A 12,028-nucleotide genomic window follows, 5' to 3' on the forward strand; every position below is an offset into this window, starting at 1 on the left:
GGATTTTTTAAAGTATTTTATGTTTAAAATAATTGATTTAGAACGATATAAAAGAAAAGAATATTTTAACTTTTATGCTCACAATATTCCTTGCTCGTTTGAAATTACTGTTAAATTAGATATTAGTTCTTTTTATTATTTTATTAAAAACAATAATTATGAATTTTACCCTTGTTTTATCCACACTATTAGTAAAAGTATAAATGCTTTTGATAATTTTAAATTCAGTCTAGATCAAAACAAACAACTAATATGTTATGATATTATCCATCCTTCTTATGCTATTTTTCATAAGGACTCCAAAACTTTTTCTGTTCTTTGGACTTTCTATAAAGAAAATTTAAATGATTTTTTATCTTTATATGAAGAGGATAAACAATTAATAAAAAACAATAAAAGTATGTTTTTAAAAGAACCTATAGAAAATCTTTTTAATATTTCTGCTATTCCTTGGATAATTTTTGAAAATTTTTCTTTACACTTACCAAAAAAAGAGCAATATTTCTTTCCTATTATAACAAGTGGAAAGATTATAAAAGAAAATAAAAAATTTCTCATTCCTTTTAGTATTAATGTTAATCATGCCACTAATGATACTTATCACATTTATTTGTTTTTAGAAAAACTTCAAGAAAACCTTAATAGTTTATAATTTTATAAGTAAAATTTAGATATTATCCAAAGTTTATTATTTTATTAATGAAAGGAATTACTGTGCCAACCATAAATCAATTGGTTAGAAAAGAGCGCAAAAAAGTTTTAGAAAAATCTAAATCACCAGCGCTTAAAAATTGCCCACAAAGAAGGGGAGTTTGCACTAGGGTTTATACAACAACTCCTAAAAAACCAAACTCAGCGTTAAGAAAAGTTGCCAAAGTAAGACTTACAAGTGGCTTTGAAGTTATTAGTTATATCGGTGGTGAAGGTCATAACCTACAAGAACACAGCATTGTTTTGGTGCGTGGTGGTAGGGTAAAAGACTTACCAGGTGTTAAGTATCATATTGTTCGTGGTGCCTTAGATACTGCAGGTGTTGCAAAAAGAACTGTTTCTCGTTCTAAATATGGTGCAAAACGCCCTAAAGCAGCGGCTAAGTAATAAGATTGCAGACAAATCCGTTAGATTTGATTTTGTTTGAGTAAAATTATAAATTTGAAGGAAAATTATGAGAAGAAGAAAAGCTCCGGTAAGAGAAGTCTTGCCAGATCCGATTTATGGAAATAAAGTAATCACAAAATTCATTAATTCTTTAATGTATGATGGTAAAAAAAGTACAGCTACTACTATTATGTATGGTGCTTTAGAAACTATCGATAAAAAAGGTGGAGAGAAAAAAGGTATAGAAATTTTTAATGATGCTATTGAAAATATCAAGCCTTTATTAGAAGTTAAATCTCGTCGTGTTGGTGGTGCTACTTATCAAGTTCCGGTAGAAGTACGCCCAGCTAGACAACAAGCTTTAGCTATAAGATGGATTATTTCTTTTGCTAGAAAAAGAAGTGAAAGAACTATGATTGAAAAATTAGCAGCTGAATTATTAGACGCAGCTAATAGTAAAGGCGCTTCATTTAAGAAGAAAGAAGATACTTATAAAATGGCAGAAGCTAATAAAGCATTTGCTCATTATCGCTGGTAAGAGGAGTAAAATATGTCAAGAAGTACTCCTTTAAAAAGAGTTAGAAATATAGGTATCGCAGCTCACATTGACGCAGGTAAAACAACTACTAGTGAGAGAATTCTTTTCTTTACGGGTATGAGTCATAAAATTGGTGAGGTACATGATGGCGCAGCTACAATGGACTGGATGGAGCAAGAAAAAGAAAGAGGTATTACAATTACTTCTGCTGCTACAACTTGTTTTTGGAAAAATCACCAAATCAACCTTATAGACACTCCAGGCCACGTTGACTTTACAATCGAAGTTGAAAGATCAATGCGTGTTTTAGATGGCGCTGTGGCAGTATTTTGTTCAGTAGGTGGAGTTCAACCACAATCAGAAACTGTTTGGAGACAAGCTAATAAATACGGTGTTCCAAGAATTGTTTTTGTAAATAAAATGGATAGAATTGGTGCAAATTTCTTTAATGTAGAAGAGCAAATTAAAAATCGCTTAAAAGGCAACCCGGTTCCACTTCAAATTCCAATTGGTGCTGAAGATAATTTCAAAGGTGTGATTGATCTTATCACTATGAAAGCTTTAGTATGGGAAGATGAAAGCAAGCCAACTGATTATGTAGAAAAAGAAATTCCAGCTGAGCTCAAAGAAAAGGCTGAAGAATATCGTGTAAAAATGATAGAAGCAGTTTCTGAAACAAGTGATGAGTTAATGGAAAAATATTTAGGTGGTGAAGAGCTTACTCAAGAAGAAATCAAAGCAGGTATTAAAGCAGGATGTTTAAGTCTTTCTATGGTTCCTATGCTTTGCGGTACGGCTTTTAAAAACAAAGGTGTTCAACCATTGCTTGATGCTGTTGTTGCTTATTTACCAGCTCCTGATGAAGTTGCTAATATCAAAGGTGAGTATGAAGATGGTACAGAAGTTTCTGTAAAATCAACTGATGATGGTGAATTTGCAGGTCTTGCATTTAAAATTATGACTGACCCGTTTGTTGGACAATTAACTTTCGTTCGTGTGTATAGAGGAAGTCTAGAAAGTGGTTCTTATGCATATAATTCAACAAAAGATAAAAAAGAAAGAATTGGTCGTCTTTTGAAAATGCACTCTAATAAAAGAGAAGAGATTAAAACTTTATATGCAGGAGAAATTGGAGCGGTTGTTGGTCTTAAAGACACACTAACTGGTGATACTTTAGCAAGTGAAAAAGATAAAGTTATTTTAGAGAGAATGGATTTTCCAGATCCTGTTATTTCAGTTGCTGTTGAGCCTAAAACAAAAGCAGATCAAGAAAAAATGTCTATTGCTTTAAATAAATTAGCTCAAGAAGATCCAAGCTTTAGAGTTTCTACAGATGAAGAAAGTGGTCAAACCATCATTTCAGGTATGGGTGAGCTTCACTTGGAAATCATTGTTGATAGAATGCTTCGTGAGTTTAAAGTTGAAGCAGAAGTTGGTCAACCTCAAGTTGCTTACCGTGAAACTATTAGAAAAACAGTTGAGCAAGAATACAAATACGCTAAACAATCAGGTGGTCGTGGTCAGTATGGTCATGTATTCTTAAGACTTGAGCCGCTTGAGCCAGGTAGTGGATATGAGTTTGTAAATGATATCAAAGGTGGGGTAATTCCAAAAGAATATATTCCAGCGGTTGATAAAGGTATACAAGAAGCATTACAAAATGGTGTTTTAGCGGGATATCCTGTTGAAGATGTTAAAGTAACTGTTTATGATGGAAGTTACCATGAAGTGGATTCTTCTGAAATGGCATTTAAACTTGCAGCTTCTATGGGCTTTAAAGAAGGTGCTAGAAAAGCAGGTGCAGTAATCTTAGAACCTATGATGAAAGTTGAAGTTGAAACTCCAGAAGAATACATGGGTGATGTTATTGGAGATTTAAATAAACGTCGTGGTCAAGTAAATTCAATGGATGAAAGAGGTGGTAATAAAATTATTACAGCATTTTGTCCTTTGGCTGAGATGTTTGGTTACTCAACTGATCTTAGAAGTCAAACTCAAGGCCGTGCTACTTATTCTATGGAATTTGATCATTATGATGAAGTTCCAAAAAACGTTTCTGAAGAAATTATTAAAAAAAGAAATGGTTAATCTATCAAGATGGGCAAAAAGCTCATCTTGAATTATTTATGTCCTTTTGAATTAATTAAATTAATTGCTTCTTTATTAATTTCATATGCTTTTCCAAAACCTTTAACATATCTTCCATTTTTTAGTATCAGCTGAAATAAATGAAAATCTTTCATATTTTTAATGACCTGAATTACTTCTTTATTGTTTTCATTTTCATAAGTATTTAATACTTGCTCAAAGAGTTGATTATCTCTTGTTATTTCTATACATTCTATTCTAAATTTAAGTCTTTTTCTTGCAAAGATTGACATGCAATCTTTTTCATCTTCTATAAACATAATTTCTATGTTTTTATTATTGTGTTTAAATCCTTCAAAATGTTCAGCAATTTCACTAATGTAAATATAAAAATCATTTTTTATTTTTATAATAGGAGCATATGAACATATAGTTTGATTATTTAAATTTAAAGAAGATATCATAATGCTTTTGCATTCTTGTATAAATTGATTAATTTCATCATGTAATTGCATATACTTTCCTTTGTAGGTTAGAATGGATAAGATTGAGGACTGTATGAGAGTAAAAGAAGAGTTTATCACTCTTCTTCATCAGTATTTTTGCGTACAACTTTAATGCGTTCTATACTATTTCCATCCATCTTTTTGACTTCATAGTAGCAGAATTCATCTTCTATTCTATCTCCAACAACCGGCAAGCGTCCTAAGAGATTGAAAACATATCCACCTATAGTGACTTGTTCTAGCTCTTCATTAAAGCGTATATTAAGCATTTCTTCCACTTCACTAATTTCATATCTTCCTTGAAATTCATAAATGTTTTCCGCAAGTTTTTTAAAATGTGGACTAGAATCATCATGTTCATCGTTAATATCTCCAACGATTTCTTCCATAATATCTTCCATGGTTAAAAGTCCAGCTGTACCACCATATTCATCCACTACTAATGCTGTGTGCACTTGTTCTTTATTCATCATGAAAAGGACTTTAGATATGCTGATATTTTCTGGAACTAAGATCATTTTGATTAAAAAATCATCTAAATTTTTCTTATCTTTACTAAGTTCATTTTGCATGATATCTCTAATGTGTACCATACCCAAAATGATATCTTTAGAACCATCTATATATGGAAAGCGTGTGTGTTTGTACTGACAAACTATTTGCATATTTTCTTCATAGCTTTTTTGTTTGTTAAGACATATCATATCTTTTCTAGGTGTCATGATTTCTTTTGCCACTGTATCTGAAAAATCAACAGCATTGCGTATGATTTCAGTTTCAAACTCATCTAAAACTCCACCTTTTTGGCTTTCACTTGCAATAAATTTAATTTCTTCTTCAGAGTGGCTTAATTCATGTTCTTTGGCAGGTTTAATACCTATAACTTTTAAAGAAATTGCAGCTAAAAAGTCAAATGTTTTGATGAAAGGTAGGAAAAGCAACCAAAATAAATGCAATGGTCTTGCAACCCATAAAACAGCTTTATCTGCAATAGCAATAGCAACGCTCTTTGGAACTAACTCACCTAATACAACATGCAATAATGTGATAATAGCAAAAGCAATAACAAATGCTATAGTATGAATTAATGCTGGAGTTAAGCCTAAAGTTGCCAAAGGAACTTCAAGAATTTTAGCAATAGCGGGTTCACCTATCCAACCAAGAGCAAGAGAGCTTAGTGTAATACCAAGTTGGCAAGCACTTAAATAAGTATCTAATTTTGAAGTTACTTCTAAAGCTTTTTTTGCATTGCGTTTTTTTTCTTTTACCATTTCTTCAAGTTTTGATCTACGTACTTTAACAATAGCAAATTCAGATAAAACAAAAAATCCATTTAAAAGCACTAAAGCTAATGCAACAAGAATCATAAAAGTAGAATAGCCTACATCAATTGAGGCAATAGCGGGTAATGTTTGATTTAAGTCTAAAGATTGACTGGGGTCCAAAAAAACTCCTTTAATAAAATTTTTGCAAAATTATATCAAATCAAAACTATAAAATTAGCTTAAAATAAATGATATATTTTAAATTAATTTATGTTTTCTATATTCAATATTTTTCTCAAATTCATCTAAACGTTTATAAATGCTACGCAATTGAGTAATAGTTGTCCAATTGGTGATAAAAATACTAAATGAGGATCTAACTTGATCAAAAGCATTGCCAACTTGTATGATAATTCCAAGTTGTATAAGTCCTAAAAACAAGCTTGGAGCCATGATTAAAAAAGGTACTATAACCATGATTTGCTCAAATAGATAAAGCCATATATTAAAATATCCATAATGCAAAAATAATCTTTTATAATTGATTTTAAGTCCAGTAAATAAACTTAAAATACTTTCATCGCTCGCATAATTTTTTCTATCATCTTCAGCAAAAACAAGTTCTTTTCTAAAAGCAGCTTCGGCTTTTTGATTATTATATTCAAGACCAGGTAATTTAATACCAACAAACCATGATATAACAAGTCCTCCCAAAGAAACCAAAAATGCAATCCATACTAAAGAGCCATTAATGTCTTTTAAAATAGGTAAATTAACATGCGCACTCAACATCCACAAAATCGGCACAAAAGCAATTAAAGTCATAATTGCTTTGACGAAAGCTAATCCTAAGCTTTCTATGATTTTTGAAAAATTATAAATATCTTCTTGAATTCTTTGTGAACTACCTTCTATGTTATCATCTTTTTTTTGCCAAAATTTAATATAATCAAAAGTCATAGCCTCGCGCCATTTAAAGGCATAAATACTTCCAAAATATTGTGTGATAGTAGCGATTAATACATAAGGCAATGCTAAATATAAAAATTGTTTAATAAAATGATAAAAGTCATCTATGCTATGATTTTTCGCATCTTGTAAAACATCATAAAATTCCTTATACCATTCATTTATTGCAACATTAATGGAAGTTTGAGCAAGTAAAGAGGCTAGCAAAAAAAACAAACCCAAATAAGCCCACAATACCCATTTTTTTGAATAAAAAAAAGATTTAAACATTTAAATTTCTTTTAACATTTTTTCATAATGTTTTATTGTATGTTTTTTTACTTTAAAAATCACACTAAAAATCACAATAAAACAACTTGCAACTAAAAATCCAGGAATGATTTCATAAATTGCTATAAAATTTGAACCAAAATGTTTATAAAATATAACAGTTAAGGCCCCACTAGCCATTCCAGCTATCGCGCCTTCTTTGCTCATATTTTTATAAAATAAAGAAAATAAAATAACACTTCCAAAGCTTGCACCAAAACCAGCCCAAGCGTAAGAAACTATACTTAAAATTTGACTTTGAGTATCAAGTGAAAGTATAAAAGCTAAGCAAGCAACAGTTAAAACACCTAAACGTGATAATAAAGTAATATTTTTATCATTTGTTTTTCTTTTTAAAATTTGTGTATAAAAATCTTGCACCAAGCTAGAAGCGCACACTAGTAGTTGAGAACTTGCAGTACTCATAATAGCTGCTAAAATTGCACTGAGTAAAATTCCTGCTACCCAAGGATTAAAAAGTACTTGAGACATTACGATAAATATTCTTTCAGGATCATTTAAATTAAGATTAAATTTAGCTATATAAGCAATACCTAAAAATCCTATCATAGCAGCGCCAAATAAAGAAACTACCATCCAAGTTATACCTATAAAAGTTGCAGTAGGAATTTCTTTTACATTTTTTATAGAAATAAAACGAATTAAAATGTGAGGTTGACCAAAATAACCAAGCCCCCATGCTAGGGTTGATACTACGACTAACCAACCACCACCATCTAAACCAAAGGCTTGGGGTTTTACATCATTTATAGTAGAAAAAGCTTCGCCAAAGCCACCAAGTTCAAAAATCATCACAAAAGGAATGATAATTAATGAACTCATCATTAAAAGTCCTTGTATCATATCAGTCCAGCATACAGCTTTATAACCACCTAAAAAAGTGTATAAAACAATAACCAAAAATCCAATACTCAAGGCAAAAATATAAGGTAAATTAAATACACTTTCAAAAAGCTTAGCACCACTTACTAATCCAGCGCTAATGTAAATAGTAAAAAATACCAAAATAACTACCGCGCAAATGCTTCTTAAAATATGCTTATCATCATGAAAGCGATTTTCAAAAAAATCAGGAATTGTAATACATTCTTTGGCTATTTGAGAAAAAATTTTTAATCTTTTGGCAACAAAAGTCCAGTTTAAAAACATACCAAAACTTAAGCCTATGGCTATATAAATTTGTCCTAAACCAGCTGCATATAAAGCACCAGGAAAAGCCATTAAAAGCCAACTACTCATATCAGAAGCGCCTGCACTTAAGGCAGATATTACAGGCCCCATGGAAGCATTACCAACAAAATAATCTTTACTGTTTTGATTTTTTTTGTAAAAATATAAACCTATAAAAAGCATTAAAAATGCATAGGTAATAAAAGTAATAACAATAGGATAAGAAAGTTCCACACTTTGCAAATTCATAAGTGTCCTTAAAAAATTTAAAAAATTATCATTTTACTTGTTTTGGTTTAAAAAAACATTATAAAAATTATTTTTATTTTTTATTTCAATGCTTTATAAAGTTTTTTTGTTACAATTTTCTAAAAAATTTAAGGAAAAATGATGAAAAATCTTTTGATTATAGGAGCAGGCGGTGTAAGTCGCGTTGCAACTGTAAAATGTGCGATGAATAGTGATGTTTTTAGTAAAATAACTCTAGCAAGTAGAACTAAAAGCAAATGTGATGAAATAGCAGCTTTTATAAAAGAGCGTTTAGGTATAGAAATTCAAACTGAGCAAATAGACGCAGATGACACTGCTGCTGTTGTAGAACTTATCAAAAAAACAGGAGCTGAAATTTTATTAAATGTGGCTTTACCTTATCAGGATCTTACTTTAATGGATGCGTGTATTCAAACTAATATCCACTATATAGATACTGCAAATTATGAACATCCTGATTTAGCTAAATTTGAATATAAAGAACAATGGGCAAGAAATGATAAGTTTAAACAAGCAGGAATTTTAGGACTTTTAGGCAGTGGTTTTGATCCAGGTGTTACTAATGTATTTTGTGCTTATGCACAGCAAAATTTGTTTGATGAAATTCATTATATAGATATATTAGACTGTAATGCCGGAGATCATGGCTATGCCTTTGCAACTAATTTTAACCCTGAAATTAACTTAAGAGAGGTTTCTGCTAAAGGTCGTTACTGGGAAAATGGAAAATGGATAGAAACTGAACCTATGGAAATAAAAATGGAGTGGGATTATCCTGAAGTAGGAGTAAAGGATAGCTATTTGCTTTATCATGAAGAGCTTGAAAGCTTAGTAAAAAATATCAAAGGCTTAAAAAGAATAAGATTTTTCATGACTTTTGGACAAAGCTATTTAACTCATATGAAATGTCTTGAAAATGTTGGTATGCTAGGTATTAAGCCTGTTATGCATCAAGGCAAAGAAATAATACCAATAGAATTTTTAAAAACATTACTTCCTGATCCTGCTAGTTTAGGCCCTCGCACCAAAGGCTATACTAATATAGGTTGTGTGATTCGTGGTGTAAAGAATGGAAAAGATAGACAAGTTTATATTTACAATGTTTGTAATCACGAAGAATGCTTTAAAGAAACTGGAGCACAAGCTGTGAGCTATACTACTGGAGTTCCTGCAATGATAGGAACAAAGTTAATCGCTAAAGGAATTTGGCAAGGAAAAGGCGTGTTTAACATGGAAGAATTTGATGCTAAATCTTTTATGGATGAGTTAAATACTCAAGGACTTCCTTGGAAAATTATAGAAATGGAGCCAAATTTAGGAAAATAATCTCAAGTCTTTTTTGACTTGAGAAAGTTTTAATAATGATGCAATTATTATTAAGTATAGATTGGACACCTTTTTTAGTTTCCATAAAACTTTCTATTATTACTTGTGTAATTTTGTTTTGCTTTTGTGTTCCTCTTGCTTGGGTTTTTACTTTTAAGCAATTTAGAGCAAAAAAAATTCTAGAAACTATAATAACCTTACCTTTAGTTTTACCACCATCTGTTGTTGGTTTTTACTTATTGATTCTATTTTCAAAATACTCTTTTTTTGGAGAATTTTTAGAAAAACACTTTAATATCACCTTAGCTTTTACCTTTGAAGGTTTGGTGATAGCAAGTTGTATTTATTCTTTACCTTTTATGTTTAATCCTTTATATAATGCAATGTCTATGATTTCTAAAAATATTATAGAGGCTAGTTTTTCTTTGGGAAAAAATTCTTTCACTACACTTTTAAAAGTAATCTTACCTAGTATCAAACCATCTATACTCAGTGCTTTGGTAATAAGTTTTGCACATACTATGGGTGAGTTTGGTATAGTCTTAATGATAGGTGGTTCTTTAAGTGGAGAAACAAAAGTAGCTAGTATTGCTATATATGAAAGTATGGAAAATTTAGATTTTGTCACAGCCCATATTTATAGTCTCATACTTTTAATTTTTAGTTTTATTGTTTTATTAAGTGTGAATTTATTAAAAAATAAATAACAAAGACTTATTTTATTGTGTAATAAAATATATATAATTAAGAATTTCAATCATTGAAAATAAATTATGTTAATAATTATAAGTGTCTATTTAAATTTTTCTATTTCTTCTAAAATTTCGTTTTCAATGTTCAGTAAATCTTCATATGTTTTTTTATGATATTCTAAAAGACTATCATATTTAAAACCAAGCATTACTATGCGATATAAATTTGGTTTATATTTTCTCCAATTATATAAAGTACTAACATCAATATCTAATTCATATGCCATATCTCGCTTTGTTTTCTTCAAACCTATATCCTTAAATTACAATAAATAAATTGTATAAAGTTTTTTCTTTATTAAAAACAATTGAAATATTCAATGAAAAATAATAAAATAATTGAAATATTAAATATATATTAAGTTATGTTGTGAAATAATTCAAAATAAAATTATGAAAATTAAAATAAAAAGGATTAAAATGATTGGTTTAGATTTGTATTATTCAATAGAAAGCAAACTTCCAAGAAAATATCATTGGTTTACAAATTGGTACATAAAATTTGAAAAACCCAAAATTTCTAATGAAGAATTAAAACTGAAGTTTGAAAAACTAAATAATACACAATTAAATGAAGTTGCGTTTAAATTATCAAATACAAAAATTTTAAATCCAACAAAGGTTTTTTGGCTTTATAATTTTATATTTGGTGCATTAGGTGTTGCTAGATTTGCTATAGGGCATTTTAAAATTGGTTTATTTAGACTTATATTTACAATAATAGCTATCGTTGTTTCATTTTTCTTAAATATGAATCCTTATGATCCTTTAATAGGTTTATTATATATATTCTTTTACTATGGAGGTCATGGACTGTGGATAGCTGATTTGTTTATGGTTGGAGTAAGTCTTAGAAATCAAAATATAGAAAAAATTAATAATATTCTTGATGAAATTTTAGCAAAGGATAATGTGTGAATGCTGAAAACATAAAGCCTTTTATGGAAAGTGAAAAATATCCTTTTGATATTATTTTTAAAGATGATTTATTTGAAGCAGCTATTGGAGAAGCATCAACAAATAAAAATGAAATTTCAATAGGTATTAAAACATTAACCAAGAATTTTTCTTATAATAAAAATTCTTGTTATTATATTTTCTCATCTCATTTTGGAATTGAATTCTTAAAAATTTTTATTGGCGAAAATAATAAATATAATCATAAAATTTTAAATACTATAGAACAAATAAGGAGTTTTAATGAAAATAATAAAAATATTAATTAGCATAATGTTTGTTTTTTTCTTTAGTGCTTGTTATGATACAACACCAAAATGTGATGATAAAGTAGCATTAAAACTTTTAGAAGAATTAACTAAGGAAGAATTTGAAAGTATCTATATAGAAAGTTTAAATCTTACTGGAGTTGGAAATTTTGGTGCAAATACAAATGAATTAGCAAATAAATATAAAGAATATTTGAAAAATGTCAAAGTTGATTTTGTAAATTTCAGAACTCAAGAAGAAAATATTAAATATAAATATAAACATTGCCAAGTAGACATTAAGGCAAATTTCCCAAATACACCTGATGGGATAAAAGCACCTTCTAATTTAGTAAAAAATTTATTAGGACGAGAACTAAAAGATAAATATAAAACTATTGTTAATGGAAATGGTATGGAAGAGTTAAGTTTATATTATAGAGTACAGCTTAGCGATGATAACAAGCATGTTAATGTTGAATTGTTAGATTATTGATTAATATTTACATGT

General features: G+C 29.2%; 14 protein-coding genes. 9 read left to right on the top strand and 5 right to left on the bottom strand.

The genetic code is table 11. The features are described from left to right. The first annotated feature begins 19 nt into the window (after nt 1-19). The 4 genes from CLCT_RS02255 to fusA all read left to right on the top strand — a co-directional run bounded on the left by CLCT_RS02255 (nt 20) and on the right by fusA (nt 3,724). Nucleotides 20-652 (top strand): CatA-like O-acetyltransferase, encoded by a 633-nt coding sequence (locus CLCT_RS02255; protein WP_149062128.1) that lies wholly within the window; start codon nt 20-22, stop codon nt 650-652. A gap of 62 nt (nt 653-714) precedes the next feature. Next, on the top strand, nt 715-1,098 hold the full coding sequence (gene rpsL / locus CLCT_RS02260; RefSeq protein ID WP_012661187.1) for a 30S ribosomal protein S12: 384 nt from the start codon (nt 715-717) through the stop codon (nt 1,096-1,098). A 67-nt stretch (nt 1,099-1,165) separates the two neighbouring features. Continuing rightward, on the top strand, nt 1,166-1,636 hold the full coding sequence (gene rpsG / locus CLCT_RS02265; protein WP_039668127.1) for a 30S ribosomal protein S7: 471 nt from the start codon (nt 1,166-1,168) through the stop codon (nt 1,634-1,636). Nucleotides 1,637-1,648: 12 nt separating this feature from the next. Continuing rightward, nucleotides 1,649-3,724 carry an elongation factor G gene (gene fusA, locus CLCT_RS02270; RefSeq protein WP_039668128.1) on the top strand — a complete coding sequence of 692 codons (2,076 nt, stop codon included), beginning with the start codon at nt 1,649-1,651 and terminating at the stop codon, nt 3,722-3,724. Nucleotides 3,725-3,756: 32 nt separating this feature from the next. Here the strand turns inward: fusA and CLCT_RS02275 are convergent, their stop codons facing one another. From CLCT_RS02275 to putP, 4 genes are all read right to left on the bottom strand, one after another. After that, nucleotides 3,757-4,239 carry a heme oxygenase, HugZ family gene (locus CLCT_RS02275; protein ID WP_052239437.1) on the bottom strand — a complete coding sequence of 161 codons (483 nt, stop codon included), beginning with the start codon at nt 4,237-4,239 and terminating at the stop codon, nt 3,757-3,759. 65 nt (nt 4,240-4,304) lie between these two features. Next, nucleotides 4,305-5,675 (bottom strand): hemolysin family protein, encoded by a 1,371-nt coding sequence (locus tag CLCT_RS02280; RefSeq protein WP_149062129.1) that lies wholly within the window; start codon nt 5,673-5,675, stop codon nt 4,305-4,307. A gap of 78 nt (nt 5,676-5,753) precedes the next feature. Beyond that, entirely contained in the window at nt 5,754-6,734 is a 981-nt protein-coding gene (locus tag CLCT_RS02285) for a putative transporter (RefSeq protein ID WP_149062130.1), read from the bottom strand. Then, complete coding sequence (gene putP / locus CLCT_RS02290) at nt 6,735-8,207, bottom strand: sodium/proline symporter PutP (protein WP_170230443.1); 1,473 nt, start codon at nt 8,205-8,207, stop codon at nt 6,735-6,737. It lies immediately after the preceding gene. A 147-nt stretch (nt 8,208-8,354) separates the two neighbouring features. On the opposite strand from putP, the gene CLCT_RS02295 reads away from it, so the two are divergent. Then, nucleotides 8,355-9,560 carry a saccharopine dehydrogenase family protein gene (locus CLCT_RS02295; RefSeq protein ID WP_149062132.1) on the top strand — a complete coding sequence of 402 codons (1,206 nt, stop codon included), beginning with the start codon at nt 8,355-8,357 and terminating at the stop codon, nt 9,558-9,560. A gap of 35 nt (nt 9,561-9,595) precedes the next feature. Beyond that, complete coding sequence (modB, locus tag CLCT_RS02300; RefSeq protein ID WP_149062133.1) at nt 9,596-10,267, top strand: molybdate ABC transporter permease subunit; 672 nt, start codon at nt 9,596-9,598, stop codon at nt 10,265-10,267. An 86-nt stretch (nt 10,268-10,353) separates the two neighbouring features. On the opposite strand, the gene CLCT_RS02305 is transcribed toward modB, so the two are convergent. Beyond that, a complete protein-coding gene (locus CLCT_RS02305) occupies nt 10,354-10,539 on the bottom strand; it encodes a hypothetical protein (RefSeq protein WP_039625525.1) in 186 nt (61 codons plus the stop codon). A 193-nt stretch (nt 10,540-10,732) separates the two neighbouring features. Here CLCT_RS02305 and CLCT_RS02310 point away from each other — a divergent pair, with 193 nt between their 5' ends. From CLCT_RS02310 to CLCT_RS02320, 3 genes are read left to right on the top strand one after another with little or no spacing between them, the layout of a single operon-like run. Beyond that, nucleotides 10,733-11,230, top strand: coding sequence for a hypothetical protein (locus CLCT_RS02310; RefSeq protein WP_149062134.1), 498 nt, complete (start codon nt 10,733-10,735; stop codon nt 11,228-11,230). Next, nucleotides 11,227-11,538 carry a hypothetical protein gene (locus tag CLCT_RS02315; RefSeq protein WP_149062135.1) on the top strand — a complete coding sequence of 104 codons (312 nt, stop codon included), beginning with the start codon at nt 11,227-11,229 and terminating at the stop codon, nt 11,536-11,538. Before CLCT_RS02310 ends, CLCT_RS02315 begins: the two co-directional genes overlap by 4 nt. Further along, nucleotides 11,513-12,013, top strand: coding sequence for a hypothetical protein (locus CLCT_RS02320; RefSeq protein WP_149062136.1), 501 nt, complete (start codon nt 11,513-11,515; stop codon nt 12,011-12,013). The genes CLCT_RS02315 and CLCT_RS02320 overlap by 26 nt, the downstream gene beginning before the upstream one ends. Nucleotides 12,014-12,028: the final 15 nt, after the last annotated feature.

It is taken from the genome of Campylobacter lari subsp. concheus (assembly GCF_008245025.1).
GTDB lineage: Bacteria > Campylobacterota > Campylobacteria > Campylobacterales > Campylobacteraceae > Campylobacter_D > Campylobacter_D concheus.

Bases quoted from the DNA above. Each gene is read 5' to 3' on its own strand.
- CLCT_RS02255 (WP_149062128.1), top strand. From the start codon at position 20: ATGTTTAAAATAATTGATTTAGAACGATATAAAAGAAAAGAATATTTT.
- CLCT_RS02320 (WP_149062136.1), top strand. From the start codon at position 11,513: ATGAAAATAATAAAAATATTAATTAGCATAATGTTTGTTTTTTTCTTT.
- CLCT_RS02310 (WP_149062134.1), top strand. From the start codon at position 10,733: ATGATTGGTTTAGATTTGTATTATTCAATAGAAAGCAAACTTCCAAGA.
- rpsG (WP_039668127.1), top strand. From the start codon at position 1,166: ATGAGAAGAAGAAAAGCTCCGGTAAGAGAAGTCTTGCCAGATCCGATT.
- modB (WP_149062133.1), top strand. From the start codon at position 9,596: ATGATGCAATTATTATTAAGTATAGATTGGACACCTTTTTTAGTTTCC.
- CLCT_RS02295 (WP_149062132.1), top strand. From the start codon at position 8,355: ATGAAAAATCTTTTGATTATAGGAGCAGGCGGTGTAAGTCGCGTTGCA.
- fusA (WP_039668128.1), top strand. From the start codon at position 1,649: ATGTCAAGAAGTACTCCTTTAAAAAGAGTTAGAAATATAGGTATCGCA.
- CLCT_RS02275 (WP_052239437.1), bottom strand. From the start codon at position 4,239: ATGCAATTACATGATGAAATTAATCAATTTATACAAGAATGCAAAAGC.
- CLCT_RS02285 (WP_149062130.1), bottom strand. From the start codon at position 6,734: ATGTTTAAATCTTTTTTTTATTCAAAAAAATGGGTATTGTGGGCTTAT.
- CLCT_RS02305 (WP_039625525.1), bottom strand. From the start codon at position 10,539: ATGGCATATGAATTAGATATTGATGTTAGTACTTTATATAATTGGAGA.